The 21,961-nt window shown below is 58.9% G+C and carries 19 protein-coding genes; 14 read left to right on the forward strand and 5 right to left on the reverse strand.

What is annotated here, in order from left to right; translation table 11 throughout:
• Positions 1–122: 122 nt before the first annotated feature.
• The 3 genes from CS390_RS03675 to CS390_RS03680 all read left to right on the forward strand — a co-directional run bounded on the left by CS390_RS03675 (position 123) and on the right by CS390_RS03680 (position 2,879).
• Positions 123–1,340 (forward strand): MFS transporter, encoded by a 1,218-nt coding sequence (locus CS390_RS03675; RefSeq protein ID WP_099776529.1) that lies wholly within the window; start codon positions 123–125, stop codon positions 1,338–1,340.
• A gap of 118 nt (positions 1,341–1,458) precedes the next feature.
• On the forward strand, positions 1,459–1,602 hold the full coding sequence (locus CS390_RS25045; protein ID WP_176717444.1) for a hypothetical protein: 144 nt from the start codon (positions 1,459–1,461) through the stop codon (positions 1,600–1,602).
• A 122-nt stretch (positions 1,603–1,724) separates the two neighbouring features.
• On the forward strand, positions 1,725–2,879 hold the full coding sequence (locus tag CS390_RS03680) for an MFS transporter (RefSeq protein ID WP_099773510.1): 1,155 nt from the start codon (positions 1,725–1,727) through the stop codon (positions 2,877–2,879).
• Positions 2,880–3,167: 288 nt separating this feature from the next.
• On the opposite strand, the gene CS390_RS03685 is transcribed toward CS390_RS03680, so the two are convergent.
• Positions 3,168–3,845 carry a hypothetical protein gene (locus tag CS390_RS03685; protein WP_024086255.1) on the reverse strand — a complete coding sequence of 226 codons (678 nt, stop codon included), beginning with the start codon at positions 3,843–3,845 and terminating at the stop codon, positions 3,168–3,170.
• 205 nt (positions 3,846–4,050) lie between these two features.
• Here CS390_RS03685 and CS390_RS03690 point away from each other — a divergent pair, with 205 nt between their 5' ends.
• The 3 genes from CS390_RS03690 to CS390_RS03700 all read left to right on the forward strand — a co-directional run bounded on the left by CS390_RS03690 (position 4,051) and on the right by CS390_RS03700 (position 6,988).
• Positions 4,051–5,412 carry a hypothetical protein gene (locus CS390_RS03690; protein ID WP_013970860.1) on the forward strand — a complete coding sequence of 454 codons (1,362 nt, stop codon included), beginning with the start codon at positions 4,051–4,053 and terminating at the stop codon, positions 5,410–5,412.
• Positions 5,413–5,472: 60 nt separating this feature from the next.
• Positions 5,473–5,703 carry an AlpA family transcriptional regulator gene (locus CS390_RS03695; protein ID WP_096827201.1) on the forward strand — a complete coding sequence of 77 codons (231 nt, stop codon included), beginning with the start codon at positions 5,473–5,475 and terminating at the stop codon, positions 5,701–5,703.
• A 586-nt stretch (positions 5,704–6,289) separates the two neighbouring features.
• Positions 6,290–6,988 (forward strand): inovirus Gp2 family protein, encoded by a 699-nt coding sequence (locus CS390_RS03700; RefSeq protein ID WP_099773511.1) that lies wholly within the window; start codon positions 6,290–6,292, stop codon positions 6,986–6,988.
• 3 nt (positions 6,989–6,991) lie between these two features.
• On the opposite strand, the gene umuC is transcribed toward CS390_RS03700, so the two are convergent.
• The 3 genes from umuC to CS390_RS03715 form a co-directional block, all read right to left on the reverse strand.
• Positions 6,992–8,266, reverse strand: a complete 1,275-nt coding sequence (gene umuC / locus CS390_RS03705) for a translesion error-prone DNA polymerase V subunit UmuC (protein WP_099773512.1) — start codon at positions 8,264–8,266, stop codon at positions 6,992–6,994.
• Positions 8,259–8,696, reverse strand: a complete 438-nt coding sequence (locus CS390_RS03710; RefSeq protein ID WP_157767112.1) for a LexA family transcriptional regulator — start codon at positions 8,694–8,696, stop codon at positions 8,259–8,261. Before CS390_RS03710 ends, umuC begins: the two co-directional genes overlap by 8 nt.
• 332 nt (positions 8,697–9,028) lie before the next feature.
• Positions 9,029–9,904 carry a WYL domain-containing protein gene (locus tag CS390_RS03715; RefSeq protein WP_099773513.1) on the reverse strand — a complete coding sequence of 292 codons (876 nt, stop codon included), beginning with the start codon at positions 9,902–9,904 and terminating at the stop codon, positions 9,029–9,031.
• A gap of 138 nt (positions 9,905–10,042) precedes the next feature.
• Here CS390_RS03715 and CS390_RS03720 point away from each other — a divergent pair, with 138 nt between their 5' ends.
• The 5 genes from CS390_RS03720 (at position 10,043) to CS390_RS03740 (ending at position 15,144) form a co-directional block, all read left to right on the forward strand.
• Positions 10,043–10,711 (forward strand): hypothetical protein, encoded by a 669-nt coding sequence (locus CS390_RS03720; RefSeq protein ID WP_099773514.1) that lies wholly within the window; start codon positions 10,043–10,045, stop codon positions 10,709–10,711.
• Positions 10,712–10,775: 64 nt separating this feature from the next.
• Entirely contained in the window at positions 10,776–12,407 is a 1,632-nt protein-coding gene (locus CS390_RS03725) for an NUDIX hydrolase (protein ID WP_099773515.1), read from the forward strand.
• A gap of 128 nt (positions 12,408–12,535) precedes the next feature.
• Positions 12,536–13,204, forward strand: coding sequence for a hypothetical protein (locus CS390_RS03730; RefSeq protein WP_256587561.1), 669 nt, complete (start codon positions 12,536–12,538; stop codon positions 13,202–13,204).
• 44 nt (positions 13,205–13,248) lie between these two features.
• A protein-coding gene (locus CS390_RS03735; RefSeq protein WP_256587615.1) for an IS3 family transposase occupies positions 13,249–14,795 on the forward strand; the annotation gives its coding sequence in 2 pieces (ribosomal slippage) (positions 13,249–13,735 and positions 13,735–14,795; 1,548 coding nt in all).
• 109 nt (positions 14,796–14,904) lie between these two features.
• Positions 14,905–15,144: a hypothetical protein gene (locus CS390_RS03740; protein WP_256587562.1), complete on the forward strand. Its 240-nt coding sequence runs from the start codon at positions 14,905–14,907 to the stop codon at positions 15,142–15,144.
• 6 nt (positions 15,145–15,150) lie between these two features.
• On the opposite strand, the gene CS390_RS25220 is transcribed toward CS390_RS03740, so the two are convergent.
• On the reverse strand, positions 15,151–15,273 hold the full coding sequence (locus CS390_RS25220) for a hypothetical protein (RefSeq protein ID WP_256587563.1): 123 nt from the start codon (positions 15,271–15,273) through the stop codon (positions 15,151–15,153).
• Between the two features lie 367 nt (positions 15,274–15,640).
• Here CS390_RS25220 and CS390_RS03745 point away from each other — a divergent pair, with 367 nt between their 5' ends.
• The 3 genes from CS390_RS03745 to CS390_RS03755 are packed head-to-tail and all read left to right on the forward strand — an operon-like array spanning position 15,641 to position 21,930.
• A complete protein-coding gene (locus CS390_RS03745; protein WP_099773516.1) occupies positions 15,641–17,257 on the forward strand; it encodes a class I SAM-dependent DNA methyltransferase in 1,617 nt (538 codons plus the stop codon).
• Positions 17,254–18,441, forward strand: coding sequence for a restriction endonuclease subunit S (locus CS390_RS03750; RefSeq protein ID WP_099773517.1), 1,188 nt, complete (start codon positions 17,254–17,256; stop codon positions 18,439–18,441). Before CS390_RS03745 ends, CS390_RS03750 begins: the two co-directional genes overlap by 4 nt.
• 33 nt (positions 18,442–18,474) lie before the next feature.
• Entirely contained in the window at positions 18,475–21,930 is a 3,456-nt protein-coding gene (locus CS390_RS03755; RefSeq protein ID WP_099773518.1) for a DEAD/DEAH box helicase family protein, read from the forward strand.
• The last annotated feature ends 31 nt before the right edge of the window (positions 21,931–21,961 follow it).

Consider the following 21,961-nt stretch of genomic DNA (forward strand, 5'->3'; position numbering starts at 1 on the left):
CGCGCATGATCAATTGCTTAGGCATTTCGGCCTGTTACGCCTGTATTACACGAAAAACATGGTGCTCTGCTTAAAGGATTCCGGATAATTGGATCCCAATTATCCGGATGGAACGCATTCCCATGGCCTTGAGCAGTGCCCAGTCCAGTTCGCCTTCTACCTTGGCAAGCGCCCAAAGCAGCCCGCTGGTGATGCGAATTATCGCCGCCTGCGCATTGGCGCACTTGATCAACGATCTGATCCAGGCCGTGCTTCCGTCGATCTACCCGCTACTCAAGGCTAATTATGGGCTGAGCTTTGCTCAGATCGGCTTGATTACCCTGACATTCCAGATCACGGCCTCGTTGCTGCAGCCTTGGGTGGGCTTTTACACCGACCGCAAACCCATGCCCAACCTGTTGCCGCTGGGTACGCTGTGTACGCTGGTCGGTATTGTGATGCTGGCGTTCGTCGGCAGTTTCTCGATGATCCTGCTGGCCTCGGCGCTGATTGGTATTGGCTCCTCGACGTTCCACCCCGAGACGTCACGTATTGCCCGCCTGGCGTCGGGTGGCCGCTATGGGTTGGCGCAGTCGACCTTCCAGGTGGGCGGTAACGCAGGTTCGGCGTTTGGCCCGTTGTTGGCTGCGGCGATTGTGATTCCCTTCGGGCAGGGCAATGTGGCCTGGTTCGGTCTGTTTGCGGTATTTGCCTTGCTGGTGACCTACGCGCTGAGCCGTTGGTACCGCGAGCACCTGAACCTGTTCAAAGCCAAGCAAGGTCAGCGTGCGAGCCATGGCCTTTCCCGTCAGCGGGTCATCGGCGCCCTTGTGGTGTTGGGGCTGTTGGTGTTCTCCAAGTACTTCTATATGTCCAGCTTCACCAGCTACTTCACGTTCTACCTGATCGAAAAATTCGACCTCTCGGTCGCCAGTTCGCAGTTGTACCTGTTCCTGTTCCTCGGTGCGGTTGCGGCGGGTACCTTTTTCGGTGGGCCGATTGGGGACCGGATCGGGCGCAAGGCCGTGATCTGGTTTTCGATCCTCGGGGTGGCACCGTTCACCCTGCTGCTGCCTTATGTCGATCTGTTCTGGACCAGTGTGCTCAGCATGATCATCGGCTTCATCCTGGCCTCGGCCTTTTCGGCCATCGTGGTTTACGCCCAGGAGCTGGTGCCGGGTAATGTCGGGATGATCGCCGGGATTTTCTTCGGCCTGATGTTCGGCTTTGGCGGTATCGGCGCGGCACTGCTGGGTTACCTGGCCGATAGCCATGGGATCGAGTACGTCTACAGCCTCTGCTCGTACCTGCCGCTGTTCGGCCTGCTGGCGATCCTGCTGCCGTCCACAGGCAAGCAGTGAGGTTTGGCTGCGCCGCCAATCGTTACCGACCTTGGTGCTATTGCTCAGGCGTAACGATTGACGGGCGGCGCAGGCTTCCCCTAGAGTGCCGCCCTTCATTTTCTCCAGTAGCCGAACCATGAGCCGCCTCACCCGCCCTTACACGTTGATACAGCCTGTCATGCAGGCCGTAAGGCGTGACTGGCCGAGCGATACGGTGCTCAAGCGTCGGCGTAGCGTCCTGTTCGCCTTTACCTTCTCTCCGCCCACCTGCCCGAACTGACAGGACGGACGCGGGCGTGGTGTTGCCACGCGTGCTTGTCCGTATCGAATACACGCCTTTGTGGTCTGCATGTGTGAGTGCAGGGATATCGCTATCCCTGCGTCAGTGGGTTTGGAGTCAAGATGGACAAGCGTTTTCTGGCGGGCCTGTTGTTCGCGGTTTCTGTTGTTGGCCTGAGCCTGGGGGCGACGTTGCCCTTGGTGTCCCTGCGGCTGTTCGAGGCCGGAGCCGGTACCCTCAAGATCGGTATTGTGTCGGCGATTCCCGCGGCGGGCATGATGCTTTCGGCGTTTATGGTCGACGCCTGCTGTCGGCATCTGACGCGCCGTACCATCTACCTGTTGAGTTTCGGGATGTGTGCCCTGAGCGTCGCATTGATCGAGGTGGCGTTCTCCTCGGTCTACCTGCTGTGCCTGTTACGCCTGATGCTGGGGATCGGCATGGGTATTGCGATCATTCTCGGCGAGTCCTGGGTCAATGAGCTGAGTGAAGAGCACAACCGTGGCAAAGTCATGGCGTTGTACGCCACGGCGTTCACCGGTTTCCAGATGGCGGGGCCGACCATGCTGGCGCTGTTCGGCGCGCAAAGCCCGTGGGTAACGATCGTGGTGAGCCTGTGCTACCTGCTGGCCCTGGCCTGCATTGTCTGGACGGTGCCTGATGACTACGTCGAGCATGGCGAGGAGGGCGAGAAGAGCTTTTCCCTGGCGGGCTTTTTCCAGGTGGCACCGGCCCTGTGCATGGGCGTGCTGTTCTTTTCCTTCTTCGATGCGGTGATCCTCTCGCTGTTGCCTGTCTATGCCTCCAGCCATGGCTTCGCCCTGGGCGTTGCGGCGTTGATGGTCACGGTGATCCTGACCGGCGACATGGTGTTCCAATTGCCCTTGGGTTGGTTGGCCGACCGCTGCGAGCGCACGATGGTGCACCTGGTCTGTGGCGTCGTAGCGATGCTGATTGGCGTGGCATTGCCTTGGCTGTTGCAACTACCGTGGCTGCTCTGGCCGATGCTTGTCGTGTTGGGGGCGGTTGCAGGTGGCGTCTATACGCTCGCCCTGGTGCTGATCGGGCAACAATTCAAAGGGCAGGATCTGATTACGGCCAATGCCAGTGTTGGCTTGTTGTGGGGCGTTGGCAGCCTGATTGGGCCGCTGATCAGTGGTGTGGCCATGGACATGGCGCCCCATGGGCTGCCAATGGCCCTGGCGGCGGTTGCAGGGCTGTTTGTGTGCTTTGCCCGCGGCTCTAACCGTGCCGCGCGTTTGGCCGCTGAGCGGTAGAGGCTTGCCCGCGAACACTGCATCGCAGCCTGCCTGATGCATCTCGTCTTGATCGCGGGCAAGCGCGCTCCCACAGGGGGGATCGCGATTGGTCAGAACTGAGTCGCCATAAACGATAAAACCGCGCCAGGGCGCGGTTTTATCGGGTGGTGCGGGCTTAGACGTTATCCGCTAAGTCAGGCCTGAGGCAGCCGCCAGACCTGAGGGGGTGCCAACTTCTTAAAATTATGTACCCGGTTCTGTACCCGGTTTTGTGCTTCGTGCCTGCTTCAGTGTGAGGTGAGATGATTAGCGCTCGTCATGCCCTCGGTCAGTTGTCACTGCGTCTCTGAAGGCAATGTAGGCTAGCTTGTCCTTTAGGTCTTTCATTTTGGACTCCACAAGCTTCGACACATCTTCATCGCTTGCGGTGGGTGGCGTTTCGTCAGGCCACATTAGCTCCCAGCGAGCTAAAAGCGTTAGGTAGCGCTCGGTGTATTTCAGGGTTTCATCTAGTTGAGCCTCGAACAAGGCTGATTGCTGGTTGGCAATCGCGAGCTTTCGCGCTACTGACTCTTTGAGCTGCCTTTTATAGTCCCTTTCTGCGTTGAGAGCTTTCCCTTCCTCCTCAATTAGCGAAGTGATCGTGGCTGTTTCGTCCTTTTTTTGCTTCTGGGCGATGGCGTGTAGGCGGTCAATCGTTTCGTTCGTCAGCGTAAAGGTGATGGGCTGCCTGCCATTGCTGTCCGAGCGATAGCGGCGCTGACGGATTGCTCCCTGGAGCCTGATCACCAGGACTGGCATGTCTTGCTGAATCTGCCTGATAGCAGAGGCGACGTGCTCATAACTCGCAAACCTAGTAAACGCGTCACCCTTAAGTTTGCTCATGTAGTCGGCGCTGAGGCGATGCTTCAGGTACTCGGCGGCCCATTTCCATTCGTCATCCTGCTTTCGTAGCCACTTCAGCGGTTTCTCGTTTTCTGACATCTCATCCTCCAGGCGGGCCGTTTTGGCTATGAGCCAAAGCCAAGCCTTCGGGAGAGATTTATACCGTTACTGTTTCGTTACGCAACCGTTATCAGCTTTGCCACTAATATGTTAGTAAAACGTTACGTGTTGTTATGTGAGTCGTTACTGTAACTAAGATATAGTAGATATAGGGTATATTTGCGAGTTAAAAATTGGAGGTTCTATGCTTGCTAGGCTTCTTGATGCGAAGCTAAGGGCGGGTGATCCAGATGCTAAATTTTTGCTCATTGCATTCTGGAAGCACTATGGCTCGGTGACGCCTAAGCCTCGTTCGCAGAAGCAATTGGCTGAAGACCTGCGGCTTCCGGTGCAAGCAGTTTCAAAAGCGGTTGCCCAACTGGTTGATGTGGGGGTACTGCGAGTCGTTACTCAGCCTGAAGGGAAGGGGCGGCCAAGGTGTACCTACGAGATGAGCAAAGCTATCCAGTCGGCTCTGCGGGATGTCGAGGAAAGGACGCTGAACCACCCCGGTTTGGTCAAGCATGTCTTGGGTGGCGAGCGCATCAGGGCCATCTGGTCTGGCTGGAAGGACGATGCGCCGACTGCGAAGGAGCTCAACACACGCTCGCGAGACGAGAAGCGAGTTGCTCCAGTGCGGCAGGGGAAGCTCAGCTTGGCGAATCGTTTGCTGCTCATGATCTTGCTAAGCCATGCAGATCCGTTTGGGGTTGCCAGGGGGCTGAGTAGCAAGGAGCTCTGCTTGCTGACGGGAATGGATGCGGCCTCTCTCAAGCAGCGCTTGCGCAGGCTTACGGAGCTGGGATTCATTCGTAGACACATACCTGGGTTGGCGAGTCCGATTTTCGCTGAGAAGCTCAGGAGCGTTTATTGGCTTAATCTGAACCACCTTCAGCTTTCACCTGCTGACGACGTTGTTTCCGTCGTGGTGCATAAGAAGGCCGCCGATCAAGACATCGACTACAAGTTTTTGGCTGGCGTCAGACTTGATCGCAACTCCTTCCTAAGGCGAGGGGAATACTTGGCACCTCGCAGCGTGGTTCGTCTCTTCAGGCGAGCGCCAGATCATGCGTTTGATCAGCTTGAGCTTTTTATTTGTGACTGCGTATTGGGCTTTCTGTCGCGCCACTGGGTTCAGGCTGATTCCGCCGGATGGGGAAAGGTGCGCGGTGTGGACTCGACGGTGAAGGAGCAAGTGGCGGCATTCTTTCGACTGCCGATGCTTGATCCCAAGGACAAAGCGATTCTGGACCACGAGGAGATTTTCGACTTCTTCCACCACCAAGTCCTTGAGCTGGCCAGAGAGGTGGTCCAACGTTTTTCGCAGGTATCCAGCATTGATCTGGCCAGGGTTAGCTACATCTTGGTTCCGGCGCATGTGTCGACTGGCCACCGTTGCATCGCTCTGTTGACTGAAAGAGCCTCGGACGAGGGTCTGGCCAAGCATTGGATGGTCACCAAGGGGTGCGATGATCCTGTGGTGAAAAGCGTGTTAAGGGAGGTGGATATTCCGCTGGAGCTGCGCGAAAAGTCAGGGTTGCTCACGCCAGCACGAGCTGCTGGGTAACAGGCAGTTTTTTTATACGGCCCTCGCAGATCCTCTGGGACATACAGAGGAGCCCTGCTGATGCGAATTTTCCGCTTACAAGACGTGATCACTGCTACTGGCCTGTCTAGGTCGACCCTGTACAAGTACATCTCGGAAGGCACCTTCCCGAAACCGGTATCGTTGGGCGACCGCTGCGTCGGCTGGGTCGATAGCGAGGTGCACGACTGGATCCTGGCCAGGATTGAGGAGCGTGACCAAGCAGAGGGTGCTGCAGTACGTTCCACCGGCCACCTGAGCATGGCTAGCTAGAACTGACCACCTGTGCCATGACCAGTCGGAGCTGGTCATGGCGCTTATGCCGGCTGCCTGAATCTGGCTGCTCGGCGATCTTCAGAAAGCCGGAGCAATGTTGCTCCCCATCGATCCGGCAGACTCTGGCTAGGCATCGGTCTCCATGGGCTTTTGGTCTGGTTTATGTCCGGAATACGTCTTCAGCAAAAAATGCCGTTGCGGCTTGGTGCGCAGTGTGGATTTTTCCGAGCCAGCCGGAGCTGTCAGTTGCGGTGTGGGTAGTATGCTTTTACTAGCTATTCCTACCCGAAGGGTTCTTGCCTCACTAACCGTGCAGTAGCAAGCTTCACCGACCAGATCCCATGTACCTGGAGGGGCTTAATCATCTGGCACTGAAGCACTATCTGAAGGGGCAATTATCCGGGGGATCTACCAACCACCAAGCAACACGATCAGTTCACCACGGGAGACCAGCTACCCATTCATCGCGGATGAGCTTCGTCACCGAGCATCCAGTCGAGGGTGATCAGGCAGGGAAATGTATCCAGTAAATTAAAACTCCGCAGGCATGGCTTATGAAACTCAACCATGAGAGGTCATAACCATGTTCAGCGATACCAATACCACCCAGCGCTACCCACTCCGTCACCCTGACAATCCCAACCTCCATCTGCACTACGGGGATACCTTCGAGGGCTTTCCCATACAGAGCGAAGTAGGCCCCTTTATTCGAGAGTGCCTGTCTGATCTCAAGCGCACCATCGACCTGGCTTTGGCTGAGTATCCGAGGGTGCTGGCGTTCAGGGTGGATCTCAGGCTACCCCAAGGTATCGAGCTACCCGACTTCGCCTATAAAAACCAGATCATCAGCCGGTTCTTCGAATCGTTTACGAAGAAGATCCAGTACCACCAGGGGCGGGTAGCTGAGCGTAGCTACTCGCGCGGTTGCAAAGTACGGTATGTCTGGTCGAGAGAGATCGGTCAGGCCGGCCGGCAACATTATCACCTGCTGATCCTGTTGAACCGCGATGCCTACTACACCATTGGGCGTCTGGGGTCAGACCGGGTGAACATGATCAGCCGTATCGAGGAGTCCTGGGCAGGTGCGCTGGGGCTACCAGTCGACCTGGTGACGGGGCTGGTGCATATCCCGAAGAATGCTGAGTACCTGATTGATCGAGTAAAGCGTCAAGGCAAGGGCGATGAGCTGGATGATCTGTTCTATCGAGCCAGCTATCTGTGTAAGAAAGCGACCAAGTCCTACGGGGATCGTCAGCGAGGATTCGGCACTAGCCGAGGGTAGTGGCTAGTTCGCCTTTGCGACCATTAACTCAGACCAGCGAGTGGTATAGGCGGGGGAAAGCAACTCTCTGCGCATTGCCCACTCGACTGGCTTGGCTATGCGTCCTGGCTGCAGGGTGCCGCGTCCCCAGCGATTGTTGATCGCATCCAGAGTGCTCATCAGTCGCTCGGTTTTCACGGGCTGCTCGGGAGCAAACAGATCCGGCGTGTATTCGTTCCTGCGACACAGATCTAACAGCATCACCTGAGCCTTGGCGTAGCTGAATCCCTCTCTGAACACCTGCTGCAATCCCGCTTGGACGGCCTTGATGATCAGCCTGCTGTCATCGGTCGGATAGGGCAGTTGGCAGAGGATGCCATTGGCGTACTTAGCCTCGGTTGGGTTGAACATCCCAGTGCGCAGACTCACACGCACCTGCCGGCAGAGCGACTCCTGCTTGCGCAGCTTTTCAGCAGCGCGGGTGGCGTAGCTGGTCACGGCTTCCTGGATGGGAGCTAACTCACGCAGGCGCTTGCCGAACGAGCGGCTAGAGCAGATCTCCTGCTTTGGCTCGGTCTCGTTCTCGATCTCCAGGCACGCCACCCCGCGCAGTTCGCGTACAGTTTTCTCGACCACGACATTGAATCGCTTGCGCAGTGTCCAGGCATCCATCTGTGCCAAGTCCCAAGCGGTCTTGATTTGCATGCCCTCCAGGTGAGCACGCATCCGGGGACCAACGCCCCAGACTTCCTCTACTGGCATGGCCTTGAGCAGCCTGTCGCGCCGAACCGGATCGCGGATGTCTACGACGCCACCAGTTTGCTTCTGCCAGCGCTTGGCGGCGTTATTGGCGAGCTTGGCCAGTGTCTTGGTGGTGGCGATGCCTATGCCGACCGGGATACCAGTCTTCTGCTTAATCTCTGTTTGCACCTGACGGCCTATCGACTCCAGTGGTTCGGGTAGACCGGTCATATCGGCAAAGGCTTCGTCGATGCTGTAGACCTCGATGCTTGGGAAGCAGCCTTCGAGGATGGTCATCACACGCTCGCTCATGTCGCCATAGAGGGCGTAGTTACTGCTGAAGGCGACGATCCCATGGCGCCTGAGGTCGCCCCTGATCTCGTGGAAGAGGGCGCCCATTTTCACGAACGGCTTAGCATCGGCAGAGCGGGCAATCACGCAGCCGTCGTTGTTGCTGAGCACCACGATGGGCGTTCGCAACAAGTCAGGGCGGAACACTCGCTCGCAACTGGCGTAGAAGCTGTTGCAGTCGATCAGTGCGTATACCGGCTCAGCCATGGGTGAGGTGATTCCGCAGGCTATGAGTGACGACGCCCCAGATCGTCAGCTCATCGTTCTCCAGGATGTAGCGCGGAGAGTAGGCCGGGTTCTCCGACTGCAGGATGAACTGGCCCTGCTCCTGTGCCAGGCGCTTTACTAGGATATCGCCGTTGAGGCAGGCCACTACTACGTGACCCGGTTTGGCTGGGATAGCGCGGCTGACGATCAGATGGTCGCCGTCGAAGATGCCTGCCCCTGTCATGCTGTCACCGCTCACAGCGACCACATAGGTGTGCGTAGCTTGCAGATCCAACAGAGCATCAAGCGAAAGCTTGTGTTCCATGTGGTCTAGTGCAGGGCTGGGAAAGCCGGCCGGAACGCGTGCATCAAAGAGGGGAAGGAGAGCGCTGCTGCTCTGCAGCGGGCCGAGGATAAGTGCGGTGCTCATAACGGGCTGCCCATTAACTGTATTTGTATACAGTAATCATCGCTCCGCTATCCAGACAAGGCGCGTTCGTCGCCGGTGTCTGGGGTATGCACGGATTGTTTACAGGCGAAAAGTAGACAGATCGCCCTGTCGGGCCGTTCTCGCTAGGTTGGTGGAAACCGACCAGGAGGATCTCCTATGAACTTGCTGCCCACCCTTAACGATCTTTTGCCGTTGGCGCTGCTGCTGCCTGCACTGCTCGGGCTGGCCAAGCTGGCCTACGGCGGCACGACTGATTGAGAGATAGCCTCGCCTGGCGGCATCGACTCAAAGCCAGGCATGCCTGCCGTTAGTCAGCGATACAGCCAGGGCTGTAGCTCTTCCAGGTTGGCGACCACGATCTGCTGAGCCGTGGCCTTGGCATGCACCTTGGTCGGATCGATCTGATAGCGCTGCAGCACGTACTGCACCAACGCGCCTCGGGTCTCGATCACCAGTTGTCCATCATGCATACCGTAGTCTGCTTCGATAATCGTTCGCTGCTCGGGTTTCAGGCGTGAGTCCGGCTCGATGATGACTTGCGCCCGCGTGCTCCACCCCGGATCTTGTTCGCGAGTATTTTCGGTCTTGTCGTCCATCAACTCCGGCACACCGCGAAAGCGGCTGAGCACGAAGTCGCGATAATCCCTGTTCTTCTCGCAATACGCCCGCACATGCCAGCGCATACCTGTGTAGATCAGTGTGTGTGGTGCAATCAGGCGCGTTTCGCCGTCCGGAGTGGTGAAAGACACGTACTCACATTCCAGCCGCAGCCCTTCGCGGCAGGCGCGCAGAAGCGGGCGCAGCAGCTCCGGACGTACCGTGCGATCCGGCACCAGCAGCACCTCGGTGTGCGCATAGGCCAATGCCAGGCCCTCGATGTGTGGTGCACGGTCATGGTTCTGGTTGAGCAGGTGCAGGTAGGCGCTGGCGCTGTCATCGATAAACAGTGGTTTGAAGTGGCGGCTCGGCACATACCCCTTCAAATGCTTGTCGTATTCCAGGTTCTTCGGCGCGTAGTCGGTAATGTAGGAATTGATGTCCTTCGACGCTTGCTGGCGGCTGATACCGAAGCTCTGCATCAGATGTCCGGTGGTTAAGCGTCCTTCCCACCACACCACCGTTTCGATCAGGCGATAGCGCAGCGCCAGATCCCAGCGCACGGACTCGATTTCCTGTTTGCGTTTCATGCCGGCCTCACTTGCTCGAAAACTTTACCTGTACGGACGCACACTCTAGATACGTCAAGCCACGCTACATATCTTGATCCTGACAAACAAGCCGGCCAATCCAGGCTGGCTCAGGAAGTGCAATCAAGGAGTAGTGAAATGGCATTGATCAACTGCGGCGAGTGCGATCGCATGGCCAGCGACCAGGCGGTTGCCTGTCCGCATTGTGGTGCGCCTATCGCTAAGCAGACTGCCAACGTTCAAATGCATCCCGCCCAAGCTATGAGCCGCAACGTCGGCTTCTGGCTGGGCGTCGGTATTTTTCTGTTTCCGGTCATCTTTGTTTGGTTCCTGCTGCGCCAAGGGCATAGCACTACCAGCCGGGTGATCGGCTTTGCCTGGCTCGCGCTGATGGTCGTTGCGATGGCCTCGGGGGATCGTCCGTCCAGCAAGCCTGCTCCAGCCTCAAGCAGTCAGAGTCAACCGGCGAAAGTGGTCGCTCCCGTTGAGCCGCTGCTAGAAGTGAGCGCTCAGCAACTGGCCCAGGCCTATGACCGCAATACGGTCGCAGCCGATCAGCAGTTCAAAGGTAAGCGCTTCAAGGTCACTGGCGTGGTGGAGTCGATCAATACCGATTTGTTCGGTAATCCTTACGTCACCCTGCGTGGCGGGGTAAACCAGTTCATGGAGCCGCAATTCCAGCTCGATGACGCCCATGCTAACTACGCCGCAGGACTGCAGAGTGGTATGCGCATCAGCCTGATTTGCACAGGTAGTGGCGATGTGGCCAAGACACCAATGTCCAAAGGCTGCGTACCGGCAAATTGACCTGGATACCAGAGAGCGCCGAGCATGGCTTTACCCAGCACGGATGAATAAAAAGGGAAGCACCATGACCTGGAGTATCGATAAGGCCTCAGCCTACGGAGGCATTCTTTTGACCCGCACCGGTCAGATCCTACTGCGCGAGCCGGCCAACCACTTCGCTGGCTATGTTTGGACCTTTGCTAAAGGCACGCCAGAGCCAGGGGATACACCGGAGATTACGGCACTGCGAGAGGTCAGAGAGGAGACTGGCTATGAGGTAGAGATCGTTGATGTCTTGCCAGGGCTATTCAACGGCAGCTTGAGTACCAATGCCTATTTTGTCATGCGTCATATCGGCCCACAGGGCAAATTCGACCGGGAAACCCAGGCTACCCGCTGGGCTGATTTTGACCAGGCGGAAGCGCTGATTGGGCAGACGAACAACCCCACTGGACGGTTGCGGGATCTGGCTGTGCTTGCCGCTGCGCGCCACTGGTTTGAGGAAAATACGACTGTCGTACTTCCCGATGGCGAGCGAGACGCTGGGCAGCCAGCCTGCGCCGCGGACTGGAACATTCGCCCGCTGCCTGAGCGGCATAGCGTGTTGAAACTGGATTTCAAACTGGATGCCGATGAGGCTGCGGCGATACGCAAGGGTTTCATTCCGCAAGTGATGGAGGAGAAATGGTTTTCCTACTACGCAAATGACACCTTGTTTCAGCATCGTAGCTGGACGGGGTTCTGTATCGATCAGGTGCATTTCGTGCCAGTAGGGAATGGCTTGCGTGCGACTCATGCCGAGGTCAATCGTGAGCCTGAGCAATGGGGCGAGACAGACGATGTTGCTGATATCCGACGCATTGAGAGCATGGTGCGTGAGCTGGCGAGATTTCACCTAGCCGGTAAAGGGCATCCCAAGGATCCATTTGTGCAGGCTATTGAGCAGGCCGCTCAGCCGAATTACTTGGGCTCGCCTACCGTTGTGCAGTCGCTTCTTTCTGGTTGGCTGGAGACTGTTTTTCACTGTTTGAACAAGCAGGCCTCTTACGCGGAAAAGATGGATGCACTGCATGGGTTGGTGCGCATCATGACCGAAGACGGCACTGGCTATGTGCGGATGCCGGGCTGGCATACCGATGAGCAGCTGGGGAGCGCGTTGGTCAAATGGATGGGGTTGAATGCCGAGTATTGCGAGGGGGAGTCCCTGCAGTTCATCGTGGGGGAGGCACTGGCCGCCATATCCTTGTCTGTGGTGGAGCTGCAGGAGCGTTACCTGGTCAACGGCTCTGATCTAGATGGCTTTCATGAGCAAATGGGCAGGTTGCTGGCGTTCTCTACGGCTGTTTTTCTGGGTACGAACACGATCAGCTTCCCGGACACCGATTTGCCTCTGCTGATAGCTCCACCCAAGCCGAAGCCCTGTTTCGAGGAGTTGCTCGCGCAGCTCAATCAGAGCCTCAAGCGCTTGCCGTCCTTTCAGTTCGGCATGCTTGGCCTGTCGCCAGGCGAGGTCTTGCAGTTCAAGCTGAACCCTGAAGTGACATGCGTGATCGCGCCGAATAATCAGGTCGAATACCAAGGGGCGTTGATGAGCGTTTCGCGCGCTGCAGTGCTGGCGCTGGGTAGTCACGGTCGTAACGTTAAGGCAGCGCGTGGCCCGGATTACTGGTGTTATAAGGGGGAGTCGCTGACAATGCTGCGGAAAAAAAATAACTGAGTTCATGTTTACCAGGGTTTGGTTAGGAGTCCTCGAAGTAGGATTGGGTTGAGCCGTCGATGTCAGTTTTTTGCATTTATGTGGTTTGTTTTCGGGAATGCCTGTCGAGCAATTTTGGGGGGGTGTAAGTGGCTTTGAATCTACGTACTCGTGTCATTGAGCGCCTGCAGTCACTGCCGGACACCCAGCAAACCGCTCGCGAATTAGCGCTATGGATCTTCGAGCAGTTTCCAGTCGAGTGCGCGGAAAAGAAGGCTAATAGCGGCAGCTATATACAAACTGACGCCGATCTGTTGCAGCAGTTAGTGGCAGAGATTGGTGGTCAGCGTACGCAATGGCAGAAAAAACATCCGGAGTTAAAAACGACGGAAAGTCGCCCGCGCCGATACTACTGGACGGAGATGGCCGCAGAGGCTGAGGTTGAGGCGGCAGAAGGGGGGGCGCTCCCGATTTCGGGTGGTGGTAAATCTCTCAATGAGCATGCGCTGTACCCGCTTTTGGCTCAGTTTCTTAGCGTCGAAAAGCTGGGCGTTCGCGCAATGCGTATCGACGAAAAGCGTTCCGCAAATCGCGCGGGTAGCGGTGGCAACGAGTGGCTGCATCCAGACTTGGTTGGGCTTGAGGATTTGACTGCCGACTGGGCGAGAGGGCTTCGCGAGTGTGTCAGCGTAATTGGGGCTGTGCGTGCCCGCTTGTGGTCATTTGAAGTGAAGCTGTTGCTTAACCGATCCAATGCTCGAAAGAGCTATTTCCAAGCGGTTTCAAATTCCCGCCGCGTCAGGATAGTTGTCGTGTGAGTTGATTCGATGAGTCTTGGTCGGTGGGCGGACGTGAGAGCCGTGTGGCGCGTTATTCGATAGAGCATCGGGAGTGGGTGGTGCGGCAGATGATGCCGCCCTTGAACCGGACGGTGCCGGAGCTGGTGGAAGCGACAGGCATTACTGATGCCACCCTGTATGCTTGGCGCAAACAGGCCAGAGCAGCGGGAGCAGTGGTGCCGGGAGATGGACAGCAGGCCGACCAGTGGTCGAGCCAGGACAAGTTTCGGGTGGTGCTGGAAAGCGCCAGCCTCAATGCGGCTGAGCTGGCGGAGTACTGCCGGCGCAAAGGCCTGTATGTCGAGCAGATCAACGCCTGGCGCGAAGCCTGCGAGCAGGCCAACAGCCTGGCTCAGCCGAGCAAGACCCGGCGCGAACGCGAAGAGGAAAAGGCCGCGAAGAAGCGCATCAAGCAGCTGGAGCGTGAACTACGGCGCAAGGATGCGGCGCTGGCAGAAACCGCGGCTCTGCTGGTGTTGCGAAAAAAAGCCGAGGCGCTCTGGGGGAAGGACGAGGACGAATGATCAGCGCCCCGGATCGCCGTGAAACGCTGCAGTTGATCGAGGACGCCGTGGCGGCGGGAGCGCGGCGGGCGCAGGCCTGCGCCGAACTGGGCCTGTCGCTGCGCAGCCTGCAGCGCTGGCAGCACTGCCCGGAGGATCGGCGTCCTTCGGCACAGCGAGCTGAGCCGGCCAACAAGCTGACCCCGCAAGAGCGCCGCCGCGTGCTGGAGGTTGCCAATCAGCCCGAGTTTGCCAGCCTGCCGCCGCAGCAGATCGTGGCGCGGCTGGCCGATCAGGGCACCTGGCTGGCCTCGGAGTCGACCTTTTACCGGTTGCTGAAGGACGCCGAACAGCAGCATCCGCGCGGCCGTAGCCGCCCACCGGTGAAACGAGCGCTGACGACCCATGTGGCCGACGGCCCGAACCAGCTGTGGTGCTGGGACATCACCTGGCTGCCGACCACGGTCAAGGGCCGTTACTTCTACTGGTACATGATCAAGGACGTCTACAGCCGGAAGCTGGTGGCCAACGAGGTGCATGAAAGTGAAAGCGCCGAGCAGGCCGCCCAGCTGCTACGCCTGGCCTGCCTACGTGAACAGCGAGCAGGCCAGCCGCTGGTACTGCACTCGGACAACGGCAGCGCTATGAAGGGCTCGACCATGCTGGCGGCCATGCAGAACCTGGGTGTGATGCCCTCGTTCAGCCGCCCGCGGGTGAGCAATGACAACGCCTATGCCGAGGCCTTGTTCCGCACGGCGAAGTACTGCCCGCTGTGGCCGGAGCGGCCCTTCGACACGCTGGAGCAGGCCAGGAACTGGGTGAACAGCTTCGTGGCCTGGTACAACCATGAACATCGCCACAGCGCCCTGAAGTTTGTGACCCCGGCGCAGCGACATACTGGCCAGGCGGAAGAGTTGCTGCGCAAGCGTATCGAGCTGTACGAGGCGGCGCGTGCACGGCACCCGGAGCGCTGGAGCGGCAACATTAGGAACTGGGTGCTGGCACCAATCGTGTGCCTGAACCCGGAGCGGGAAGCGGTACTGCAGCAAACATCAAAGGCAGCGTGACACGCTCACGCGACAACTACCTTGAAAATCGCCGAATTCATCCTGGGCTAACTTCGGTTATTTGGTCGCCGCTACAGTGGAGGGTGACGGCACGCTGAAGGAATTGCGTATGCTCGCTGCAGCTCACGGCATCGGCCTGATCCAGCTTGACGTGACCAATCCTACGGAAAGCCAGATTCTCATCCCGGCCCGTGAACGCAACGAAGTCGATTGGGATATGTGTAATCGGTTAACGACAGAAAATCCGGATTTTGCCGATTTCATTGGGCGCCTTCGACGCTTCTACCAGACAGGGGAACTCTCCGACGCGGAATGGACGTTACTTCCTCGATCTGAAGCTTCATCTTGACGTTAGCTAGGCCTCGGTACTGATTTCGGACGACTGCCAGTCGTAAGCAAGGAACCATAGTAGATAGAACTTCTCCTCCTCGGTGCCGTCGCGGCGCTGATCTATTTCGTTGTCCAGAGTGCCAAACATTAGACAGCCAGAGCGACAGAGCATCTAAAAGTTCGCCTCCAAAAAGCCTGGATACCGGGTCAAACGGGACGGCTTGGATGCGACTTCCTTACCACCCAGCAGGAGACACGTCTAAGCAACCCAACTCCACCTGACAACAGCGCGTGCAGCATAAGCACTGATCGGATGCGCTGAACAATAGTCGCGGCAGGTCGGGAACTAATCCGACTAACGCTCACGCTCATGGCAATCGCGGTAAACAGCTAAATCCAAACCATTGCTAGGAGTGCGCTCCCCCAGGTCGTCCTTAGCCGGAAGATGAGCCGATCAGTTACAGTTACCTCTTTCCCCAGATATCCGCGCAACTAATTGAATTCGAAGGGACACCATGCTTACAGGCAAGCTCCGCAATCAGGTCGACAAAATCTGGGAAGCCTTCTGGACCGGCGGCATCAGCAACCCCATCTCGGTCATTGAGCAGTTCACCTACTTGCTGTTCATCCGTCGCCTCGACGACATCCACACCCAGCGCGAACAGGTCGCTAACGCCATCGGCGTGCCGCTGAGCAACCCGGTGTTCACGCCGGGGCAGGATGCGTTGCGCTGGCACAAGTTCAAGAACATCGACCCGCAAAAGATGTACGAGCGGGTGCGTGACGAGGTGTTCCCCTTCATCAAGAATCTGCACGACGCCGACAGCACCTTCGCCCAGCACATGAAGGACGCCATCTTCATGATTCCCAAGGCCTCAGTGCTGGATCAGGTGGTGCAACTGATCGATCAGCTCGACCTGCGCGACCGTGACACCAATGGTGATCTCTACGAGTACATGCTCTCCAAGCTGAGCAGCGCCGGCACCAACGGCCAGTTCCGTACCCCGCGGCACATCATCCGTCTCATGGTAGCGCTGACCGCGCCGGTGCTGGATGGCGACAAGAGCGACACCATTTGCGATCCAGCTGCCGGCACCTGCGGCTTCCTGATGGCCGCCGAGGAATACGTGCGCGCCCGCTACGGCGACCCGGTGCTGCGCCACGACAACGACAGCCACTTCCACAACCGCATGTTCACCGGCTTCGACTTCGACCAGCACATGCTGCGCATCGGAGCCATGAACCTGCTGCTGCACGGAGTCAACAACCCCACAGTGGCCTACCGCGACAGCCTGAGCGACCACGGTGAAGACAACATCCGCGAAGCCTACTCGCTGATCCTTGCCAACCCTCCGTTCAAGGGCTCGGTGGCCTATGACGAGCTATCGCCCGACCTGCTCTCGGCGCTCGGCAAATCGCCGAAGAAGGCGCAGACGCGGCGCAAGACCACCGACAGCGGCGACGAGGCTGCCGAAAAGAAAGGCCCCTCGGAAAAGAGCGAACTTCTGTTCCTGGCGTTGATCCTGCGCCTGCTCAAGACCGGCGGTCGCGCCGGGGTGATTGTCCCGGACGGTGTGCTGTTCGGCTCCACCAAGTCGCACCAGGCGATCCGCCAGACCCTGGTTGAGCAGCACAAGCTGGAGGCGGTGATCTCCATGCCGTCCGGGGTGTTCAAGCCCTACGCCGGGGTGTCCACCGCTATTCTGCTGTTCACCAAGACCGGCAACGGCGGCACCGACGACGTGTGGTTCTACGACATGCGGGCCGATGGCTGGACCCTGGACGACAAGCGCAACGAGCTGCTCTCCGATGCGCAGCAGGTGGCGCTCAACCGGCGCCTGCTGGGCGAGCAGGGCGTGTCCTTCGAGGCCCATGCGCAATGCAACCTGCCGGATATCCTCGACCGCTGGTTCGCCCGCGACGGCGAGAAGGGGCGCGCGCGTAGCGAACAGTCGTTCCTGGTGCCCAAGGCAGAAATCGTCGGCAACGGCTACGACCTGTCGATCAACCGCTACAAACAGGTGATCTACGAGGATGTGCAGTACGAAGCGCCGCAGGCGATTCTGACGCGGATCAAGGAGTTACAGCGGGCCATGGATGAGGGCATCGCGGCGTTGGAGGGGATGTTGTGAGTTGGCCGTTGGTGAAATTGTTAGCGGTTGCTCCAGTTGCCCCGCTCAACCCGCTGGAAAGCTGCTTGCCAGAGCAAGATGATTGCTGGCTCTTGAATCTTGATCAGGTCGAAGCGAACTCTGGCCGCGTATTTTCCAGGCTGCGAGTCGCTCTGGATGAAATGAGCTCATCCACCCATGCTTTTGGCCCGCAGCACGTCCTCTACTCGAAGCTGCGCCCCAACCTGAACAAGGTCGTGGTGCCGGACGAGTACGGCTATTGCACCAGTGAATTGGTGCCTTTGTTGCCCGACAAGGAAAGGCTTGATCGGGACTATCTGGCTTTCTATCTGCGCTCGCCCGACTTCGTGAACTGGGCCGTCGGAAAAACGGCAGGCGCCAAGATGCCTCGCTTGAGCATGCAGCTGTTTGGCGAGCGGACGATTCCCTTGCCGTCTCTGCCTATCCAGCGTCATATCGCCCAGATGCTGGAGCAGGCAGATCTGCTGCGACGGCAGGCGCAGCAGTTGGAGGCGGAGCTTGATCGGCTGGCGCAGGCACTGTTTCTGGAGATGTTCGGCGATTATCGGCAACAGACCGCCGAAAACTTCGTTCCTCTTGCAGAAGTCGCCGATGTGGTTTCTGGTGTGGCCAAGGGCAGCAAGTTGAGCGGTGCGGTTCGCACCTTGCCCTATCTGCGGGTTGCCAACGTGCAGGATGGTTTTCTTGATCTGTCCGAGATTAAGGAAATCGAGGCCACCGAGCGCGACATCAAAAAATACCGACTCAAGGCTGGCGATATTCTCATGACTGAGGGGGGGGACTTCGACAAGCTGGGGCGTGGCGCCATGTGGTCGGGCGAAATCGCCGAGTGCATTCACCAGAACCATATTTTCCGCGTGCGCCTTTCCGACGGCTACGAGCCGCGATTCTTCGAGTGCTACCTACGTACGCCGATGGTTAAGACCTACTTTCTCGGCTGCGCGAAGAAGACCACCAATCTGGCCTCGATCAATATGTCGCAGCTCAAGGCCTTGCCGACACCTAAAGAGCCGCTTGGCAGGCAAAAGCAGTTCGTTGCGGCACTCCACAAGATCGAGGCGCAGCGCCAGATAACGCGAAGTCAACAGGCGGAGCTGGAACAGGCCTTTCAGTCTCTGATGCAACGCGCCTTCAAGGGCGAACTGGCTCCGAAGCTGGCATGATCCGTCTATAGCCAGCATTCCAAGGAATCACGGATGAGCAACTTCCACTTCATGGCCGAATGGCCGGAGCTGCAGGAGCCCGCCGGCAAGGCCGAAAGCCTGGTGCATGCCGACCCGCGCGCTGCGTGCTTCTATGCGCGCTACGCCATGGAGCGGGCGGTGAGCTGGGTCTACCGCTTCGATCCGGCCATGGATCAGCCCGGCTACGACCACAGCCTGAACACCCTGATCCACCAGCCCTGCTTCAAGAACATGCTGCCGCCGCCGCTGTTCGGCAAGTTCAGGCTGGTGCAGAAGGTCGGTAACGCCGCGGTGCACAGCGAGCGCAAGGTGTCCTCCGCCGATGCCGCCCAGGTGCTCAGGGAGCTGCACCACATTCTCTACTGGTTCTACCGCAACTACAGCGCCCAGCCGTCGCAGAATCAGCTGTTCGACGCGGCGCAGATCCCGCAGACGGTGGCTGTCGACGCGCAACTGGTGCAGCAGAGCGTCAAGCAGCTCAAGGCGCTGGAGCGCGAACTGCAGGAGCGCGACGAGAAGGCCGCCGCGACATTGGCCGAGCAGGAGCGGCAAAACGCCGAGCTGCGCGCCGAACTGGCTCGCTTGCAGGCGCAGGTGGCTAGCCACAAGGCCCAGCATCAGCAACTGCCGGACAGCCACGACTGGTCCGAGGCGCAGACCCGTAAGTACCTGATCGACCAGTGGCTGCGCGAGGCCGGCTGGCAGCCGGACGGTGCCCAGGTGGCCGAGTATGAGGTCACCGGAATGCCCACTCCCAGCGGGCTGGGCTACGTGGACTATGTGCTGTGGGGTGCCGACGGCAAGCCGCTGGCGGTGGTGGAAGCCAAGCGCACCACCTTCGAGCCTCAGCAGGGACGCCAGCAGGGCAAACTTTACGCCGACTGCCTGCAGCAGATGCACGGCCAGCGCCCGCTGATCTACTACACCAACGGCTATCAGCTGTGGTTCTGGGACGATACCAGCTATCCGCCACGCATGGTGCAGGGTTACCACACGCAGGACGAGCTGCAGCGCATGCTCGACCGCCGCGGCCTTGCCAGCCCGCTGGCTGAGGTAGCCGTCGACAGCGCCATCGCCGGCCAGGGCCGTCCCTATCAGGTGCAGGCGATTCGCTCAGTGTGCGAGCAGTTCGAGCAACACAAGCAGCGCAAGAGTCTCCTGGTGATGGCTACCGGCACCGGCAAGACGCGCACTGTGATCGCTCTGGTGGATGTACTGATGCGCGCCGGCTGGGTGAAGAACGTGCTGTTCCTCGCTGACCGCAACGCGCTGATCAATCAGGCCAAGAAGGAGTTTTCTAAGCTGTTGCCCAAGGCCAGCGCGGAAATTCTCTCCGGCGGTAGTCGCGCGTTGAGGAGTCGGGTAGCGCTGGCGACCTATCCGACCATGATGAACCTGCTCGATGCGCCGGCTGACCGGCGCCTGTGCGGTGTCGGCCATTTCGATCTGGTGATCGTCGACGAGGCACACCGCTCGATCTACCAGAAGTACCGCTACCTGTTCGACTACTTCGATGCGCTGTTGGTCGGCCTGACCGCCACGCCCAAGAGCGAGATCGACAAGAACACTTACCAAGTCTTCGACATCGAGAACGGTGTGCCAACCTTCGCCTACGAGGCACACGAGGCCTTCGCAGATGGCGTGCTGGTGCCGCCGCGCGGCTACAGCGTGCCTCTCAAGTTCATGCGCCAGGGGATGAAGTATGCCGAGCTGCCTGCGGAGGAGCGCGAGGAGTGGGAGAGTAAAGAGGAGCTGGCCGACCGCGAGGAGGTGCTGCCCTCGGAGGTAAACCAGTTCCTGTTCAATACCGATACCGTCGACAAGATGCTGCAGACGCTGATGGCGCACGGCATTAAGGTGGCCGGCGGCGACCGGCTGGGCAAAACCATCGTCTTCGCGGCCAACAATGCCCATGCCCAGCTGATCGTCGAGCGCTTCGATCATCACTACAAGCACTACAAGGGCCATTTCGCCCGGGTGATCACCTACAAGGAGAAATACGCCGATACCCTGATCGACGAGTTCAAGGGCGAACGGGCTCCTACTGATCCGAATGTGCCGCTGACCATCGCAGTATCGGTGGACATGCTGGATACCGGCATCGACGTGCCGGAGGTGGTCAATTTGGTGTTCTTCAAGGTGGTGCAGTCGCGGGTCAAGTTCCTGCAGATGCTCGGGCGCGGCACGCGGCTGTGCAAGGATCTGTTCGCTCCCGGCGAGGACAAGACCGACTTCAGGGTGTTCGACTACTGCCAGAATTTCGAATTCTTCGAGGCAACACCCGAGGGGGCGGTGGACAGCTTGGCCAAGCCGCTGTCGCAGCAGATTTTCGCCAAGCGCCTGCAGTTGGCCACGGCGCTGGCGGCTGCCGAGGATGCGGCGGAGCAGAATTACCGGCACTACACGCTCGACCTGCTGCATCACCGTGTGGCGGGTATGAACCTCGACAACTTCATGGTGCGGCCGCGGCGCCAAATGGTAGAGCGCTACCTAAAGCGTGAGGCCTGGAACACTCTGGATACCCTGCAGCTCGGCGAGCTGAGCGACCAGCTCGGCCCACTGCCCAGTGAGGCCGCGCCGTTCAGTGCTTCCGAGGCGGGCAACGAGCTGGCGCTGCGCTTTGACCATCTGGTCCTTCGCCTGCAGCTGGCGCGGTTGGAGGAAGGCATGACCCCGGAGGGTCTGCGCCTGCAGGTACTGGAGTTGGCTAGCCAGCTGGAAGCCAAAGCCAGCGTGCCTGACGTCAAGGCGCAACTGCACTTCATCCAGCAGGTGCAGAGCGACGACTGGTGGCAGGACGTGACTATCCCGATGCTTGACGAGCTGCGCCTGAGGCTCCGTTTGCTGTTGCAGTTCGTCGACCGCGAGGGGCGCAAGGTGGTCTACACCCACTTCGCGGACGAAGAGGGCGAGGCGACCGAGAAGGATGTGGTCAGCATCATCGCCAGCGGCGGCGCTCTGCTGCAGTACCGCAAGAAGGTCGAGGCCTTCATCAAGACCAACGAGGACCAGTTGACCATCCAGCGCATCAAGCGCAATCGCCCTGTCACCGCGCGTGACCTGGAGGTGCTGGAGGACCTGCTGTTCGCCGCCAGCGGCTTGCCGGATCGCGAGACTTACGAGAAGAGCATTCATCCGGACAAGCCGCTGGGAGTATTCATCCGTGAGTTGGTGGGTCTGGATCGCGGTGAAGCCAAGGAGGCCTTCGCCGAGTATCTGGACGAGCGGCAGATGAACAGCGCGCAGATCCAGTTCGTCAATTTGCTGATCGACTACTTCACCCAGAACGGCGTGCTGGCCCCCGAACGCCTTACCCAGCCACCGTTTGCCGCTGGTCTGTTGTCGCTGTTCCAAGCCCCGCAGATTGCCGACTTGGCGCAGCGCATCCGCGCGATCAACGCGAATGCAGAAGCAGTGAACGAGCCAGACGGGCCGGAGGTGCCGAAGACTGCGGAGAGCGGGAATTGAAGCGGTCTGCGGGCTGGCTTCTTAGTTATTG

The organism is Pseudomonas sp. HLS-6, assembly GCF_002753995.1.
Classification (GTDB): domain Bacteria; phylum Pseudomonadota; class Gammaproteobacteria; order Pseudomonadales; family Pseudomonadaceae; genus Aquipseudomonas; species Aquipseudomonas defluvii.